This is a genomic window from Falsigemmobacter intermedius, assembly GCF_004054105.1.
GTDB classification, from domain to species: domain Bacteria; phylum Pseudomonadota; class Alphaproteobacteria; order Rhodobacterales; family Rhodobacteraceae; genus Wagnerdoeblera; species Wagnerdoeblera intermedia.
The window spans coordinates 17,038-32,914 of record NZ_SBLC01000020.1 but is presented as its reverse complement, the minus strand read 5'-3'; the positions used below and the strand labels follow the sequence as shown (position 1 = coordinate 32,914).

Here is a 15,877-nt window from a genome sequence, read left to right as displayed (position 1 = left end):
AGGCGTGACGGAGCGGCTCTATCTGTATGACACCACGCTGCGCGACGGGCAGCAGACCCAGGGCGTGCAGTTCTCGGTCGCGGAGAAAATTCAGATTGCGCAGGCGCTCGATGCGCTCGGGGTGGATTATATCGAAGGCGGCTGGCCGGGGGCCAATCCGACCGACAGCGATTTCTTTGAGGCGCGGCCGCAGACGCGGGCGGTGTTTACCGCCTTTGGCATGACCAAACGCGCCGGGCGCTCGGCGGAAAATGACGATGTGCTGGCGGGGGTGATGAATGCGGGCACACCGGCGGTCTGTCTGGTGGGAAAGACCCATGATTTTCATGTGACCACTGCGCTTGGGGTCAGCCTTGAGGAGAACCTGAGCGCAATCCGGGATTCCGTGGCGCATCTGGTGGCGAAGGGGCGTGAGGCGCTTTTTGATGCTGAGCATTTCTTTGATGGCTGGAAGGCGAACCCGGCCTATGCGCTCGACTGCCTGAAGGCGGCGAGGGATGCGGGGGCGCGCTGGATTGTGCTTTGCGACACCAATGGCGGCACTCTTCCGGCGGAGGTGTTTTTGATTGTTCAGGCGGTGATTGCGGCGGGCATTCCCGGCGATCGTCTGGGGATCCATTGCCATGATGACACCGGCAATGCGGTGGCCTGTTCGCTGGCGGCGGTGGATGCGGGCGTGCGGCAGATCCAGGGCACGCTGAACGGGTTGGGCGAGCGTTGCGGCAATGCCAGTCTGACCACGCTGATCCCGACGCTCTTGCTCAAAGAACCCTATGCCAGCCGGTTTGTGACCAATGTGGCGGCGGAGACCCTGCCGCAGATGGTGCGGATTTCGCGCAGGCTTGATGATATTCTGAACCGGGTGCCTTTGCGGTCCTCGCCCTATGTCGGGGCTTCGGCCTTTGCGCATAAGGCGGGGCTGCATGCGAGTGCCATTCTGAAAGACCCCTCGACCTATGAGCATATCCCGCCTGAGGCGGTGGGCAATGCGCGGGTGATCCCGATGTCGAACCAGGCCGGGCAGTCGAACCTGCGGGCGCGGCTGGCCGAGGCCGGGATTGAGGTGGCGGCGGGAGATCCGCGGCTGGCGCGGATCCTTGAGGTGGTGAAGGAGCGTGAGGATCAGGGCTATGCCTATGACGGCGCTCAGGCCAGTTTTGAGCTGCTGGCGCGGCGCGAGCTTGGGCTTTTGCCTGAGTTCTTCGAGGTCAAGCGCTACCGCGTGATCGTGGAGCGGCGTCGCAACCGCTATGATGAGATGGTTTCTGTCTCAGAGGCGGTGGTTGTGGTGAAGATCGGGGATCGCAAAGTGCTGTCGGTCTCGGAGAGCTTTGACGGTGATGCCGCCGATCGCGGGCCGGTGAACGCGCTGGCGCGGGCGCTTGGCAAGGATATGGGGCCTTATCAGGTGAGCATTGATGACATGCGGCTCGTGGATTTTAAGGTGCGCATCACCCAGGGCGGCACGGATGCGATCACCCGGGTGATCATCGACAGCGAGGACGGGCAGGGCAACCGCTGGTCGACCGTCGGGGTTTCGGCCAACCTGATTGATGCCTCTTTCACCGCGCTTCTGGATGCGATCACCTGGAAGCTGATCCGCGACGGTGTGCGTGTCGGGTAAGGCAGACCGGGGAGGGCCGGCTGCCCTCCCCGGACCCCGCCCGCGAGTATTTTTAAAAGCCAAAGATGACTTGACGCTGCCGGGGCCGCATGGTCAGGAAGCGCCCTGATCTGAGAGCGAGTATCCGGCCGATGAGCCTTGCCCATTGCATCGAACGTGTCAGCGCCCAGGACCCGGACCGCCATCTGGTGCTGCGGGGCTTTCCTGAGGCGGTTCAGGCGCGGCTCTATCCGCTTTATGCGCTGAACCTTGAGATCGGGCGGGCGGCCTGGGTGAGCCGGGAGCCCTTGGTCTGCGAGATGCGGTTGCAGTGGTGGGCCGATGCGCTGGAGCGGCTGGGGGCGGGCGGTGGCGTCCAGGGCCATCCGGTGCTGGAGGCCTGCGGATATCTTGCCGGTGAGGCGGAGATCTGTGCGGATCTGGTGCGGATTGTGGCGGCGCGCAGCTGGGATGTCTGGTCTGAGCCTTTTGAGGAGGATGACGCGCTTTTTGCGCATCTGGGAGAGACGGGGGGCGTTTTGATGCGCGTGGCGGCCCGGCTGGCGGGGGCGACAGGGGATCTGTCGGTGGTTGCGCAGTTCGGGACGGCCGCGGCCCTTTCCTCGTGGTTTCGCTCGGTGCCTGAGCTGGAGGCGCGCGGGCGCTGGCCTTTGCCTGAGGGCAATGAGGCCGGTGTTCGGCGGCTGGCTGAACGCGGCCTTCTGATGCTGGCAGAGGCGCGGGGGCAGCGTGCTGCGGTGTCTGAGGCGGCGCTGCCGGCGTTGCTGACCGGCTGGCAGGCGGGGGGGCTTCTGGATCTTGCGCGGCGTGAGCCCGGGCGGGTGGCCGCAGGGCAGCTGGTCCTGCCGGAGTATAAGCGGCGCGGCGGTCTTGCCTTTCGGGCCCTGACAGGGCGATGGTAAATATTAATCAGGGATCAGGCCGCGAGGGGCGGGGCGGTTGACAGCCCCCCCTGCGGCTCCCATCTACTGAGCATACGAGAGGGGGAGACCCGGTTGCCGAATGTCTCGGGGCCTGGGCTTCCTGCCAGACAAGGAACGATGATGAGCGAAGTTCTTTCCCCCAGCTACCCGGTGCTGCCGCTGCGTGACATCGTGGTTTTCCCGCATATGATCGTGCCGCTTTTTGTGGGCCGCGAGAAATCGGTGCGGGCGCTGGAAGAGGTGATGTCGGAAGACCGGCAGATCCTTTTGTCGTCCCAGATCGATCCCACTGTGGATGACCCAAAGGCCGATGGCATCTACCGTGTGGGTGTGCTTGCCAATGTGCTGCAGCTGCTGAAACTTCCCGATGGCACCGTGAAGGTGCTGGTTGAAGGCCGCACCCGCGTGGCCATCACGGAGTTTGTTGAAAACGACGTCTTCTTTGAGGCCCGTGTCGAGCCGCTGACCGAGCTTCCGGGTGAGGAAGAACTGGTCACGGCGCTGGTGCGCACGGTCTCGGAAGAATTTGAGCGCTACGCCAAGATCCGCAAAAACATCCCCGAAGAGGCGCTGGCGGCCGTAGCTGAGACCCGCGAGAGCGCGCGTCTGGCCGATCTGGTGGCCGGGCATCTGGGCATTCAGGTGGCGCAGAAACAGCTTCTCCTGGAGACGCTGGATGTGGCTGAGCGCCTGGAGGCGGTTTACGGCCATATGCAGGGCGAAATGTCCGTGCTGCAGGTCGAGAAGAAGATCAAATCCCGCGTCAAATCGCAGATGGAGCGCACCCAGCGTGAGTACTATCTGAACGAGCAGATGAAGGCGATCCAGAAGGAACTCGGTGACGGCGAGGATGGCCAGAACGAGATCCAGGAGCTGGAGGAGCGCGTCCGGAACACGAAGCTCTCGAAGGAGGCCCGTGAAAAGGTCGATGCCGAGATCAAGAAGCTGAAGTCGATGAGCCCGATGAGCGCGGAAGCGACCGTCGTGCGCAACTATCTCGACTGGATTCTGGGCGTGCCCTGGGGTGTGACCTCGCGCGTGAAGAAAGACCTTGGCAAGGCCGAGGATATTCTGAACGCCGATCACTATGGTCTGGAAAAGGTCAAAGAGCGGATCGTTGAATATCTGGCGGTGCAGAACCGCTCGCAGAAACTCAAAGGTCCGATCCTGTGCCTCGTTGGGCCTCCGGGCGTGGGTAAAACCTCGCTGGGCAAATCTGTGGCCAAAGCCACGGGGCGCGAGTTCATTCGCATCTCGCTGGGCGGCGTGCGTGATGAATCTGAGATCCGCGGTCACCGCCGGACCTATATCGGCTCGATGCCCGGTAAGATCATTCAGGCGCTGAAGAGGGCGAAAACCACCAATCCGCTGATCCTGCTCGATGAGATCGACAAGATGGGGCAGGATTTCCGGGGGGATCCGGCTTCGGCCCTGCTGGAGGTGCTGGATCCGGAACAAAACTCGACCTTCGTCGACCACTATCTTGAGGTGGAATACGATCTGTCGAATGTCATGTTCCTGACCACTTCGAACAGCTACAACATGCCGGGGCCGCTTCTGGACCGTATGGAGATCATCTCGCTCTCGGGTTACACCGAGGATGAAAAGCGCGAGATCGCCAAACGTCACCTGCTGCCCAAGCAGACCACGGCGCATGGGTTGAAAAAGACCGAATTCAGCGTCTCGGATGAGAGCCTGAATGACGTTATCCGCTATTACACCCGCGAAGCGGGCGTGCGGAACCTGGAGCGGGAGGTTGCAAAGCTCGCCCGTAAGGCCGTGACCGAGATCGTGAAGGGGAAGACCAAGGCGGTATCGGTTGAGCCTGAGAACTTGGAAGACATGCTGGGCGTGAAGAAATTCCGCTACGGTCTGGCCGAAAAGGAAGATCAGGTTGGCGTGGTGACGGGTCTGGCCTGGACCTCGGTGGGTGGGGATCTCCTGCACATTGAGGCGCTGAAGCTGCCCGGCAAGGGCCGCATGAAGACCACCGGGAAACTCGGTGACGTGATGAAGGAATCGATTGAGGCCGCGTCGAGCTATGTCCGCTCGATTGCGCCGAAGATCGGGGTGAAGCCGACCAAATTCGATGCGGTCGATATTCACGTTCACGTCCCCGATGGGGCAACCCCGAAGGATGGCCCCTCGGCGGGTCTGGCCATGGTGACTTCGATCGTCTCGGTGCTGACCGGTATTCCGGTGCGTAAAGACATCGCCATGACCGGTGAAGTGTCGCTGCGTGGCAATGCCATGGCGATCGGTGGTCTGAAAGAGAAGCTTCTGGCGGCGCTGCGGGGTGGCATCACCACCGTGCTGATCCCGGAGGAAAACGCCCGCGATCTGCCGGAGATTCCGGAGAACGTGAAGGCGGGTCTGAAGATCATCCCGGTGACCCATGTCAGCGAGGTGCTGGACCTGGCCCTCGTGCGCAAGCCCGAGCCGATCGAATGGGATGAGGCCGCGGAAGAAGCCGCAGCCCTCGCCCGGATTGAGGCGGCCCGTAACGCCGAGACCCGTACGGCGCACTAAAGATCTCGAAAAGCCGCCCTTCGGGGCGGCTTTTTGTTGCGCGGTTGCCGGTTACGTTAACGACTTTTCACGCGGTGGCAGGCATAGTGCCCGCTGTCAGATCAGGTCCGACCTGTGCAGAGCGGCGCCGTGAAGCGGAGAGTGGCAATGAGTGATGAGGAAAAACCGTCAGAGAGCAGGTCTGCGCAGAAACTGCGGGCCGGCCCTTTTGCTGCGGCGGTGGCGGCACGCAGTGGCCTGCGCCGTGCAGAAGCACGTCTCGCGACGGAGGCGGTGCTGGGTGAGCTTGCCGATGTCTTTGAACGTGGTGAGGCCTTTGTTCTGCCCGGTCTTGGTGCGGGCAAAGTCACCCGCAACAAAAACGGCGGCCTGGTGATTAAACTTCGTCCCAGGAACGAAAAAAAATCCGACGCCCCTCTTGCGCCCCCCGAAGCCAGCAGCTAAACACCCCTCATCGGGCGATTAGCTCAGCGGTAGAGCGCTTCGTTCACATCGAAGATGTCAGCGGTTCAAATCCGTTATCGCCCACCACAGATACGTTGAAAGGCCTCGGGATTACCGGGGCCTTTTGCGTTTCAGGGGTGTCTTATTCTCTCCTTTAAGCGGCGTCCCGATGCCCGGTTGATTTTTGCACCATGGCCCCGGGAGATCTCTGTGCTCGGGCAAGCGGCAGACCGGAACCGCTGACCTCTGGCAGCTCTGCGTGAACCTCTCTATGCTGCCGGGCCATGCCTGTTGATGACGCCCCGCTGCAGCGCGCAGCGCATCCCGCTTTTGATCTTCCCGCTGCGCGCCGCACCGACCGCGGGCTGGCGCAGCTTTTGCGGCACCGGGCCACGGGCGCGCGTCTGCTCTGGGTGCCGGAACCACACCCCGAGCCTGTCTTTACCATCAGCTTTCCCACCCGGCTGCGCGACGATCGGGGCGCGGCCCATGTGCTTGAGCATCTGATCTTTCGTGGCTCTGAGCGCTATCCGGCGGATCCGCTCTATCCGGCGCTGACTGAGGCGGGGATGGTGAGTTTTCTCAACGCCTCAACCCGCCCGGATTACACGACGTTTCACGTGGCCTCTCCGACCCCTGCCGGGCTTACGCCGCTGGTGCGGGTGCTCAGCGATTTGGTCTTCAACCCCAACCTCGCCTCCGGGGCCTTTCGGGAGGAGGCCTGGGACCGGCCGGAGGCGGACGGCCCGGCGCGCGGGGTCATTCTCAGCGAGATGCGGGATTATCTCTCCTCGGCTGAGGCAGCCCTCGCCCTGGCGCTGCGCTCAGCCGTTCTGGGCGGCGGGGACGGGGCTTTTAATCAGGGCGGTGATCCCGCTGAGCTTCTTAAGCTGACACCGGACCAGCTTCGGGCCTTTCACCAGAGAGCCTTTACACCGCAGAACGCCTGGATGACGCTTTGGGGTGGGGAGGCGGCGGCACTGGAGGCGATTGACATCGGCCTTCGGGAGGCGCGGGAACAGGGTGTCCCGATGCCGCCTGCGCGACCGGGTGGTCCCCGTCGTTTAAGCGAGATCCCTCACGCCTCCGGGCGCAGGCTCTTTGGTCTGGCCTGGCGGCTGCCGCCGGAGATTGTGCCGGAGCTTCTGCCTCTGCTCGACAGTCTGCTGCTGACCGGGCCGGCTGCGCTGCTGCGCCGGATGCCCGGCCTGGTCCAGGGCCAGGCAACGGCGCTTTCGCGCGATATGGCGCATCCCTGCCTGACGCTGGCTTTTGCGGACGCGCCTGATCCGCAACAGATCGCAGGCCTGAAACATCTGTCGCAGGAGGTCAGGTCATCGGCGGTGGCGGCGGCCCTCCGCCATGCGCTTGCGGTCTGGTATGATGAGGATGTGACACCGCGCCGACCGCAGGGGCTGCTGGTCTTTGATCCGCTGCTGGCGCCATGGCTGAACGGCGGCGATCCTTTCGCGCATCTGGATATCGGGCGGAAGCTGCAGGCGCTGCTTGCGAGGCCGGAGGAGGCGCATCGACAGGTCATCGCAGCGATGCAAAAGATCTTCCGGCCGGAGGGGCCTGACAGCCGGGTCGCGCTGGTGCCGGAAAGGACTGCTGCGCAAAGGCCATCCGATCCCCCGGCCGGACGGGCATTGCCCTTCAGGCCCCTGCGCCTGGATCATCCGGCGGATGGCATCCCGGACCGGATTCCGGTGCCGGAGATTGAAGGCGCGGGCCATGCGTGGCTTGTCACAGGGGATGAGAGCAGGCTGGCGCGGCTTTGCATCGCTTTCCTCGCCGGGGCTGAGGGCTATCAGCCTTTGGCCGCCCAGGCAGCGGCCCTCGCGCAGGCGCTGGCCCGTCACGATCTTCTGGCCGAAAACGCCCGCGCTCTGAAGGTCCGGGCCGGTGCCTGCGGTGGCCGGGGCGTGATCTGGCTGCATCTGAGCGCTCTGCCGGAGGAGATGCTCAGATGTATCCGCGCCTTGCCGGGTGCTTTGGCGGGCCATGGATCGCTTGCCGGAGTTGATCCGGCCCCCGGTCTGCGGAGCCTGATGATCTCGCGGCCGCAGACGGTGATCGGCCTGCGCCTGCGTGCCGGTCTCTCGGCTGAGGCGCGGCTTGAAGATGCCCATGCGGGGCCGGGGATGCTGTTGCAGCCCTCAAGGGGTGACGGCCCGGTCCCTCTCTCCGGGCCGGTCTGGCTTGCCGGAACCGGCATTGCCCTCTCCGTGCTGACGGATCTGCAGGCCAGGCTTTCGGCGCTGAGCGTGGCTTCGTATCACCCTCCCCTCTGCCTGCCGGAGCCTGGGGCCGGAGATGGCTTTGCGCTTCCGGTGCCGTTTCATGCGGTGGGCCTTGGGTTTCGCGCTGCCGATCCTGCGGCGGCGCGGGTCCTGCTCAGGGCAGGGGAAGCCGCCTTTCTCTGGCCGGAAATTCGCGGCGCGGGCGGGGCTTACGGGCTGCGCTGTGAGCTGTCCTCAACCGGTGAGGCTGCGATCTTTACCGCGCGGGATCCGCATCTGCTGCGCAGCCTTGATCTGCTGCGCGGGGCGGTGGCGGCGATCCGCCCTTCGCTCTCGGCCGATCTGTTGCAGCGCGGCCGCATCGGGGCGGCAGGCCAGCTTTTGACCCCGCCCGGACCCCATGAGGTTCTGACCGAGGTGCTGCGCGCCCGCATCAGCGGATCCGCCCCCTGGGGCGCCGCTCAGGCAGAGTTGAGCCGCCTCCAGGCGCTGACCAGCGAAGATCTGATCCGCAGCGCAGAAGATCTTCACGAGGCGTTACAGACGGCGAGGGTGGTGGTTTTCGGCCCGAAAGACAGCCTGATGGTCGCCTTAAAGACCCGGCCAGGTCTTTTTACACTTCACTCAGATCTCTGATCGCCTGACGCAATGCGGCAGTGACCCCCGGCTCTGATACGCTGTGACCTGCGACTTCCACGAACCGCAGCTCCGCCTCTGGCCAGCGCGCGGCGAGAGCGGCCGTGCCGGAGGGCGGGCAGAGCAGATCATAGCGGCTTTGCAGCAAAATCCCCGGTATCCCCGCCAGTTTTCCGGCATTTTCCAAAAGTTCCCCCGGCTGCAGATAGCAGTCGTTCAGGAAATAGGAGGCCTCCATAAAGGGCGTAGCCGGAAGGGGCGCATCCGCAGCACGCAGGGAATGGGTCGTTGACGCGGGCCGGAGTTCAGAGAGAGCGCGCTCGATATCATACCACAGGAAGGCAGCAGAGCGATGGACCTGCGGATCGGGGTCCAGGATCTGACGCCAGATCGCTTCAAGCGGGGCCTGCTGACCGGCGCGGGCGAGCAGGGCGGCGAAGAGGTCCGGATAAAAGGTCGAAAGCCGCGTGACAAAGGCCGCCTCCAGCTCTGCCCGCGTCCCAAGAAAGACGGCTCGCAGAGCAAGCCCAAGGCAGGCCGCCGGATGGGCCTGGGCATAGGCCAGCCCCAAAGTCGTGCCCCATGACCCGCCGACCACCAGCCAGCGCGGGAGAGTGAGATCTTGGCGCAGGGCTTCAAGATCGCGGATCAGATGAGCGGTCGTATTGGCGTGGCGAGAGCGCGGCGGCAGGCTTTTGCCCGCGCCGCGCTGATCGACGAAGACGACGAAATGGCGATCGGGATCAAAAAGCGCGCGCTGCCCGGGGTTGCAGCCGCTGCCCGGACCGCCATGCAGAAAGACCACCGGAACGCCCCCGGGATTTCCGAAAAGCGCAACATGCAGGCTGTGCCCCTCGCCTGCGTCAAAGAAAAAGCTGCGCTCTGACAAGGGCTTCAGGCCTTTTCCGGCTCCGGGGTGCCACCGGAGAAATTGCGGTAGATAAAGCTGTCGCTGCCACCGGCGGATTCCAGTGCCGCTTCAAAGATGCGCTTGTGATGGGGCGATTTGGAGCAGGCGGGATCGGTATTGCCGGCCTTTCCGGTCAGCGCAAAGGCCTGGCAGCGGCAGCCACCGAAGTCGACCTCTTTGAAGGCGCAGGACTGGCAGGGCTCGGGCATCCAGCCGGTACCGCGATAGGCGTTAAAGGCTTCGGAATTGTCCCAGATCCAGCGGATCGATTTGTTGCCGCGCACCGAGTCAAACTCAAGCCCGGTGATGGATTCCGCCGCATGGCAGGGCAGAACTTTACCGGCGGGCGAGATATTGAAGAACTGCCGCCCCCAGCCGCCCATGCATTGCTTCGGACGCTCGGCATAGTAATCGGGGATCACATAGTCGATTTCCATAATGCCATGGAGCTGGCTGCGCGCGCTTTCAACGATGGCCGTGGCGGTGTCCATCTGATCGCGGGTCGGCATCAGAGCGGCGCGGTTCTTCAGCGCCCAGCCGTAGTACTGCACATTGGCCACTTCCAGCCGCTGGGCGCGCAGTTGCAGCGCAAGGTCAATAATCTCAGGCAGTTGCGGCAGGTTCTGGCGGTGCATCACCGCATTCACCGTCAGCGGCAGGCCCATTTCATGAACCCAGGCCGCGACCTCCAGCTTTTTGGCATGGCCGTTTTTAAAACCGCCGACGCGGTCGGCCATGGCGGCATTGGCGCCCTGAACCGAGATTTGCACATGGTTCAGCCCCGCATCCGCCAGGGCCTGCAGTTTCTCGCGGCTGAGCATGACAGCCGAGGTGATGAGGTTCGAATAGAGCCCCACGTCATGCGCGCGCTGCACCAGTTGCACGAGGTCCTTGCGCACCGTGGGCTCACCGCCCGAGAAGTGGATCTGCAGCACACCGATCTCGGCCAGCTCATCAATGACGCGCAGCCATTCTTCGGTCGTCAGCTCTTTGCCCGAGGCCTCAAGCTCAACCGGGTTGGAGCAATAGGGGCACTGCAGCGGGCAGCGATGGGTCAGTTCCACCAGCACCGCCAGCGGAATGCCGTAATCTGCCTTTGCGCTGTCGCCCTTGCGGGTGACCAGGGCGAATTCGTCCTGTGCAAGGATTTCGTCCATCCCGGTAACTCCTTCACATCTATCTCTTCAGCACTGCCGCCGCCGGTCTCGCCCGACCCTGGCAGTGCTTTTCAGGTCTCAGCCTTCGGCCACGAGGGTCAGGAAGCCGCGGTCGGACATATCCTGAAACATCTCAATGGCATCGGCCTCAATCACCGCCGGATCGGCGGCATAGGTCTGCGCCAGATGCGCGGCGATCTCAGAGACGGTGCGTTTCCCGTCGGCTTCCTGCAGCAAAACCACCGCCGTCGGCTCAGGAATCAGCACGCGCTCAGGCACCAGGATCAGCCAGCGGTCGCGGGCCGGATCATGGCGCAGCACGACATGGCGCGGCAGGCGCGGGCGGCTGTCCGCGGTGACCATAGCCCGCACCGGCGCCACTGAGGGGCGCCAGACCGGGGTTTCTTTTGCGGTCTCGGGGGTCTTTTCGTCGCTCATCCGTCACGCCCCGGAACAAAGGCACCCGGCGGCACCATGCCGTTCACATAGGCCTGATAAAGCGCATCCTGCTGCACCCAGAGCACATCGGTCTTAAAAGCCAGGGCGTCACAGACCTGCTGGCGCTGCTCAGGGGTTTTCGCGTGCTCGAGGCAGTATTTCAGGGCAAACTCCGCATCGCGGGTCGCCTGGTTCAGGCGGCGGCTGAAATAGACCATCACATCGGGGTTGATGAAGTCGTAATGCTTCAGCATGCCTGCGATGCGCTCACGGTGGATATTCGGGGCGAAGAGTTCCGTCAGCGAGGAGGCAATCGCCTCAAGGGGCGAGCGGTCGCGGACGAAATGCACATAGGCCTCAACCGCAAAGCGGGTGGCGGGCAGGATGCCGCGGGTCGATTCCACATAGTCACGCGAGAGGCCAAGGCCATCGGTCAGCACCAGCCAGCGCTCAATCCCGCCCTCATCTCCGGCGATGCCGTCGTGGTCTTCAATGCGGTGGCGCCACTCAAGGCGGGTTTCGCGGTCGCGGAAGCGCGACAGGACAACGGCGTCCTTGATCGGGATGATCGACTGATAGGCATAGCGGTTGAGCGCCCAGGCCTGAACCTGACCCTTGTTCAGCTTGCCGCCGTGCAGCAGGTGGTGGAAGGGGTGCAGGCTGTGATAGCGCGTCGCCCCGATCCAGCGCAGGCGGCGTTCCATGGCCTCAGGGCTGTCCAGCGGCTCCTGCGGTTCGGGAATGATCTCAGCGGTATAGATCCCGGTCGCGCTCATGCGGTGAACTCCTGACCCTTGCGGGGGATGATCCAGCCCTCTGCCTCAACGGAGGCGCGCTCGGGCGAATCCTCAAGCCAGACAGGGTTGGAATTGTTGATGTGAACAAAGACTTTACGGGTAATGCCAAGGCCCCGCAGCAGGGCCATGCTGCCTGTCTGTCCCGACATCGAGACATGCCCCATGCCGGCCCCGGTCTTCTGCGCCAGGCCTGCGCGGATCATCTCATCATCGCGCCAGAGGGTGCCGTCGAAAAAGACCAGATCCGCCCCGGTAAGGCGGGCCTCAAGCGCGGGGGACATGGCGGCACAGGCCAGGACCACATGGGCACGCTTGCCGGTGGCGCGGTCCGAGAGAGTCAGTCCGATGGTGTCGCCCACGGAATGGCCCTCGCCTTCCGGAGTGCCTTCGAGATACCAGGCCGGTTTGCCCGGCACGGTAAAGGCTTCAACCAGCAGACCCGAGGGGCTGCCGTCGGGCAGGGCAGGCTCAAAGACCTCGCCCAGGGTGATTTCATGTCGCGGCACACGCTCAGGGTTCAGAACGTTGAACACCGAGTTTGAGGCCAGGGTCTCCAGCACGCGGCGGTGGCCGTAAAGACCAAAGGGCTGACCCTCGCGCAGTGACAGAAGACCCGTGATCGCGTCGATTTCGCCATTGGTCAGAAACACCCCGGCGATGGGGCTGTGACGCAGATGGCCTTCGCGCGGGTGCAGTTGCGGCGTGGTCAGGATCTGGGCGCGGATATCGGGAGAGGCATTGATCAAAAACCAGTGCTGCCCGTCATCGGCCGAGACCGCGAGAGAGACCTGAGTGTCGTGCATCTCAGGCCGCGTCCAGGCCTCTGCGCAGACCGCGCAGCGGCAGTTCCATTGCGGCAGAGCGCCGCCTGCTGCAGCCCCCAGAACGATGACTTTAAGCATTCAGTCGGCCCCGAAGGCTGCAGCAATGCAACATTACTTCTGCTTTGCGCAGGCGTACATGTTGATTTCCATGCTGACCGGAACTTCAGCGATCGTCGGTTTGGTCCATGCCATGATGGTATCCTCCACTGGGCCGCGTTTCAGGCGCGGGGTTGGTGCAAAGCGTTGCTCTGCTTTAAAAAGCTACGATCTGCGACAAGGTGGCGCAATCTATGGGCAGTATAGGTCTGAGCCTATGACCCCGGAGCGCGAATGAATGGCGGCTCCGGCGCGATCTCAGGATGGGTGACCCCGGCGGCCGCCCGCAGGAGTTCGTCAAGCACCTCCCGGGTGGTCTCCTGATGGGCATATTGGGCCGGCACGATCGCGAGAATCTGGCGCGGCGCAACTGAGACGTCGTAAAGCCTGACACCTGCGGTCGAAAGCGAAGCGGGCGCCACGCTCAGCGCCGGGGCAAGGCAGACGCCAAGTCCGGAGCGGACCATTTCAACCGCCATATCAAAGCTGCGGCTGCGCCCGACGGTGCGGTTTCCGGGCAGGATACGGTCAAACCACTGCTGCTGGCGCTGGCTGTGGGTGGAGCCGAAGACGAAGTGAATGACCTGCCGCAGCACCCTGTAGTCATCTGCCGAGAGATCACTCTCCGGATCCGCCACCGCACTCAGATCCAGAGCGCGGGGCACAACCAGCACGTTTTTGTCGCTCAGCAGCGGAATTTGGGTGAAGCCCGGGGGCAGTTCGCCCACGGAATTGGCGGCCAGAAGCGCGATCCCGATCCGGCGGGCGTAAAGCAGTTCCAGAATTTCGCCGGGGCTGCCTTCGTGGGTGTCGATATCAATCACCGCATGGCGCTGGCGGATCGCATGCATCGCCGGAGGCACAAGCACCCTCATGGCAGAGGGCAGCCCGCCGATGCGGATGGTCTGCTGCCGGCCCTGTCCATGGTCGGATATCATATCCTCCATCTCCTGCACCGCGCGCAGCACGTCTTCGGCGTGGCGCAGGAAGGCCGTGCCGAACTCGGTCAGCGTGAGGCTGTTGCCGGAGCGGGTAAAGAGCGCATTGCCAAGGCTGGCCTCAAGCGCTGACAGCTGCTGCGACAGCGTGGGCTGCGTCACTTCAAGCATCCGCGCGGCGCGGGTCATGGAACCGGCGCGGGCCACGGCCCAGAAGACCTGAATTTTGCGGATCGAAATATCGCCCCCGACCCGCAGTCCGGCTGCGCGGGGGGGCTTTTTCATGTCATCGCGCTCGGGACTCTGGGCCATATTCACCTGCAACAGCGCCCGAAAATGCGGCGCAACGGCACCGGACGCGGGCTTTTGTGTCTCAGGCATAAAAGTCCTGTGGCATGATTTCCAGCCCCGTATAAGGCAAAGGGGCCGCAGCCGCTGTGGCGGAGAGCTTTTCCCCGCAGCGCTGCACCGCTATAGCGGGCACAGTGCTGCTCTGCGCAGACAGGGGCGATACGACCTGTTCTGCGCTGCTTTCAGGTTATGTCCGGAGTTTCGATGACCCTTGCCGCCTCTTCCGCCAAAGGATCTGCCGCCCCGGCCCTCGCCATTGATGTGCGCGGGCTGGTGGTGCGCTATGGCGCGCAGGTCGCGCTGGACGGGCTGAGCCTGAGCGTTGCTGCGGGCAGCTCCTTTGCGCTTCTGGGGCCGAATGGTGCGGGAAAAAGCACGCTCATGTCAGTGCTCTCCACCCTGCGTCAGGCCGATGCGGGCGAGGTGCGGGTGGCGGGCCATGACGTGCGCCGGGCCGCCCGGGCCGTGCGGCAGTCGATCGGCATGGTCTTTCAGGACCCGAGCCTCGATGATCGCCTGTCCGCCGAAGAAAACCTCGATTTTCATGGCCGCGTCTATGGTATGTCGGGCCGTGAGCGTGCCGAGGCAATCGACCGGATGCTGGCGCTGGTTGAGCTGGAGGACTGGCGCGAGGCGGTGGTGCGCAGCTTTTCCGGCGGCATGAAGCGCCGTCTTGAAATCGCCCGCGCGCTGATGCACGCGCCCGGGATCCTCTTTCTTGATGAGCCGACGGTGGGTCTTGATGCGCAGACCCGCAACAAAATCTGGGCCTATCTTGAGGCCGAGCGGCAGTCGCGGGGGCTGACGCTTTTCACCACCACCCATTACATCGAAGAGGTGGCTGCGGCCGATCAGATCTGCATTGTCGACAGGGGCCGCATCATCGCCGAAGGCAGCCCCGAGGCGCTGCGCCGGGATCTGGGCCAGCCCTGGCTGCATATCACCCCCGCCTCTGAGGCGGATTACGCCGCGCTTCTGGCCGCATTCCCCGATGCGCGCACCCCGGCGGCAGGGAATCTGTCGCTTGCCGTGACGGGTGAGGACTTTGTGCCTGATCTTCTGGCGCGCTTTGGCAATCGGCTGAGTGCCATGCGCTATGAGGCCCCGACCCTTGAGGGGGTCTTCCTCAGCCTGACCGGTCGGGCGTTGCGCGATCGGGCCGAAGGTGGCCGCGAGGCGCAGCGCAGCGCCGGGCGGCGGGCAGGGCGGCGATGATCGCCCTTGCGCGCCTGGGTGTGCTGCTGGGGTTTGTCGCTCTGTGGCATTTCGCCGCGATCTCCATGCCGCCGGGGCTTTTTGCAACGCCGCTTGAGACCCTGACTGCGGCAGAGATCATGCTGCGCGAAGGGCGGCTTTGGGAGGCCACGGCGCAGTCGCTGGCTGTCTATCTGACCGGTCTTGGCGCGGCCTCTCTTGCGGGGATCGGCATCGGAGTGGCCATGGGCGCGGTGCCCTTTCTGGGGCGGGTGCTGGATGTCTTTGTGAATGCCCTCGCCGCCACGCCCCGGGTTGCCTTTGTGCCGCTGATCATCGTGGTTTTGGGTCTTGGTATGAGCGCCAAGGTCTTCATCGTCTTTCTGGGCGCGCTGATGCCCATCATCCTGAACACTGCTGCGGGGGTGCGCGCAGCGGACCGCGACCTGATTGAGATGGCCCGCTCGTTCGGGACCAGCCGGTGGCGCATTTTCACCGCGGTTGTGTTGCCGGGGGCGGTGCCTTTTCTTCTCACCGGCCTGCGGATCGGGGCGACCATCGGGCTGATCAACACCGTTGTGGCCGAGCTTTATACCGCCGTCACCGGACTCGGGGGCCTTCTGGCGGTCTATGGTGGCAGCTTCCGGATGGCGGAATATTTTGTCGTTGTGCTGACACTCTCAGTGATCGGGGTCTGCGTGACCGAGGCTTTGCGCTTTGCCGAGACGCGTCTCACTGGCTGGAAGGGGCAGGGGCGGTGACGTCCCCCCGAG

The 15,877-nt window shown here is 64.0% G+C and carries 14 protein-coding genes and 1 tRNA gene; 8 read left to right on the top strand and 7 right to left on the bottom strand.

The window, feature by feature from the left end; all coding sequences use genetic code 11:
• The first annotated feature begins 4 nt into the window (after positions 1–4).
• The 6 genes from cimA (at position 5) to EP867_RS13460 (ending at position 8,399) form a co-directional block, all read left to right on the top strand.
• The gene (cimA, locus tag EP867_RS13485; protein WP_128490010.1) at positions 5–1,624 is read left to right on the top strand and encodes a citramalate synthase; all 1,620 of its coding nucleotides are present in this window, start codon (positions 5–7) and stop codon (positions 1,622–1,624) included.
• A 131-nt stretch (positions 1,625–1,755) separates the two neighbouring features.
• Complete coding sequence (locus tag EP867_RS13480; protein ID WP_164888868.1) at positions 1,756–2,526, top strand: squalene/phytoene synthase family protein; 771 nt, start codon at positions 1,756–1,758, stop codon at positions 2,524–2,526.
• Between the two features lie 141 nt (positions 2,527–2,667).
• Positions 2,668–5,076, top strand: a complete 2,409-nt coding sequence (gene lon / locus EP867_RS13475) for an endopeptidase La (RefSeq protein WP_128490008.1) — start codon at positions 2,668–2,670, stop codon at positions 5,074–5,076.
• Between the two features lie 147 nt (positions 5,077–5,223).
• A complete protein-coding gene (locus EP867_RS13470; RefSeq protein WP_128490007.1) occupies positions 5,224–5,520 on the top strand; it encodes a hypothetical protein in 297 nt (98 codons plus the stop codon).
• Positions 5,521–5,532: 12 nt separating this feature from the next.
• Positions 5,533–5,607: transfer RNA gene (locus EP867_RS13465), tRNA-Val, on the top strand.
• Between the two features lie 197 nt (positions 5,608–5,804).
• On the top strand, positions 5,805–8,399 hold the full coding sequence (locus tag EP867_RS13460; RefSeq protein WP_128490006.1) for an insulinase family protein: 2,595 nt from the start codon (positions 5,805–5,807) through the stop codon (positions 8,397–8,399).
• Here the strand turns inward: EP867_RS13460 and EP867_RS13455 are convergent.
• The 7 genes from EP867_RS13455 to EP867_RS13425 form a co-directional block, all read right to left on the bottom strand.
• On the bottom strand, positions 8,377–9,288 hold the full coding sequence (locus EP867_RS13455; protein ID WP_206616341.1) for an alpha/beta fold hydrolase: 912 nt from the start codon (positions 9,286–9,288) through the stop codon (positions 8,377–8,379). The two genes, EP867_RS13460 and EP867_RS13455, sit on opposite strands and share 23 nt — an antisense overlap.
• Positions 9,289–9,293: 5 nt before the next feature.
• Positions 9,294–10,466 carry a pyrroloquinoline quinone biosynthesis protein PqqE gene (pqqE, locus tag EP867_RS13450; protein ID WP_128490004.1) on the bottom strand — a complete coding sequence of 391 codons (1,173 nt, stop codon included), beginning with the start codon at positions 10,464–10,466 and terminating at the stop codon, positions 9,294–9,296.
• 78 nt (positions 10,467–10,544) lie between these two features.
• The gene (pqqD, locus tag EP867_RS13445; protein WP_206616340.1) at positions 10,545–10,904 is read right to left on the bottom strand and encodes a pyrroloquinoline quinone biosynthesis peptide chaperone PqqD; all 360 of its coding nucleotides are present in this window, start codon (positions 10,902–10,904) and stop codon (positions 10,545–10,547) included.
• On the bottom strand, positions 10,901–11,680 hold the full coding sequence (pqqC, locus tag EP867_RS13440; RefSeq protein ID WP_128490003.1) for a pyrroloquinoline-quinone synthase PqqC: 780 nt from the start codon (positions 11,678–11,680) through the stop codon (positions 10,901–10,903). Before pqqC ends, pqqD begins: the two co-directional genes overlap by 4 nt.
• A complete protein-coding gene (pqqB, locus tag EP867_RS13435) occupies positions 11,677–12,603 on the bottom strand; it encodes a pyrroloquinoline quinone biosynthesis protein PqqB (RefSeq protein WP_128490002.1) in 927 nt (308 codons plus the stop codon). Before pqqB ends, pqqC begins: the two co-directional genes overlap by 4 nt.
• Before the next feature lie 33 nt (positions 12,604–12,636).
• Positions 12,637–12,717, bottom strand: a complete 81-nt coding sequence (gene pqqA, locus EP867_RS13430) for a pyrroloquinoline quinone precursor peptide PqqA (RefSeq protein ID WP_124966394.1) — start codon at positions 12,715–12,717, stop codon at positions 12,637–12,639.
• Positions 12,718–12,836: 119 nt separating this feature from the next.
• Positions 12,837–13,871 (bottom strand): LysR family transcriptional regulator, encoded by a 1,035-nt coding sequence (locus tag EP867_RS13425; protein ID WP_164888867.1) that lies wholly within the window; start codon positions 13,869–13,871, stop codon positions 12,837–12,839.
• 243 nt (positions 13,872–14,114) lie between these two features.
• On the opposite strand from EP867_RS13425, the gene EP867_RS13420 reads away from it, so the two are divergent.
• Positions 14,115–15,125, top strand: a complete 1,011-nt coding sequence (locus EP867_RS13420) for an ABC transporter ATP-binding protein (RefSeq protein WP_128490000.1) — start codon at positions 14,115–14,117, stop codon at positions 15,123–15,125.
• On the top strand, positions 15,122–15,865 hold the full coding sequence (locus tag EP867_RS13415; RefSeq protein WP_128489999.1) for an ABC transporter permease: 744 nt from the start codon (positions 15,122–15,124) through the stop codon (positions 15,863–15,865). Before EP867_RS13420 ends, EP867_RS13415 begins: the two co-directional genes overlap by 4 nt.
• Positions 15,866–15,877: the final 12 nt, after the last annotated feature.

Bases quoted from the DNA above. Each gene is read 5' to 3' on its own strand.
- EP867_RS13480 (WP_164888868.1), top strand. From the start codon at position 1,756: ATGAGCCTTGCCCATTGCATCGAACGTGTCAGCGCCCAGGACCCGGAC.
- lon (WP_128490008.1), top strand. From the start codon at position 2,668: ATGAGCGAAGTTCTTTCCCCCAGCTACCCGGTGCTGCCGCTGCGTGAC.
- EP867_RS13470 (WP_128490007.1), top strand. From the start codon at position 5,224: ATGAGTGATGAGGAAAAACCGTCAGAGAGCAGGTCTGCGCAGAAACTG.
- EP867_RS13460 (WP_128490006.1), top strand. From the start codon at position 5,805: ATGCCTGTTGATGACGCCCCGCTGCAGCGCGCAGCGCATCCCGCTTTT.
- pqqE (WP_128490004.1), bottom strand. From the start codon at position 10,466: ATGGACGAAATCCTTGCACAGGACGAATTCGCCCTGGTCACCCGCAAG.
- pqqD (WP_206616340.1), bottom strand. From the start codon at position 10,904: ATGAGCGACGAAAAGACCCCCGAGACCGCAAAAGAAACCCCGGTCTGG.
- pqqC (WP_128490003.1), bottom strand. From the start codon at position 11,680: ATGAGCGCGACCGGGATCTATACCGCTGAGATCATTCCCGAACCGCAG.
- pqqB (WP_128490002.1), bottom strand. From the start codon at position 12,603: ATGCTTAAAGTCATCGTTCTGGGGGCTGCAGCAGGCGGCGCTCTGCCG.
- pqqA (WP_124966394.1), bottom strand. From the start codon at position 12,717: ATGGCATGGACCAAACCGACGATCGCTGAAGTTCCGGTCAGCATGGAA.
- EP867_RS13425 (WP_164888867.1), bottom strand. From the start codon at position 13,871: ATGGCCCAGAGTCCCGAGCGCGATGACATGAAAAAGCCCCCCCGCGCA.
- EP867_RS13420 (WP_128490000.1), top strand. From the start codon at position 14,115: ATGACCCTTGCCGCCTCTTCCGCCAAAGGATCTGCCGCCCCGGCCCTC.
- EP867_RS13415 (WP_128489999.1), top strand. From the start codon at position 15,122: ATGATCGCCCTTGCGCGCCTGGGTGTGCTGCTGGGGTTTGTCGCTCTG.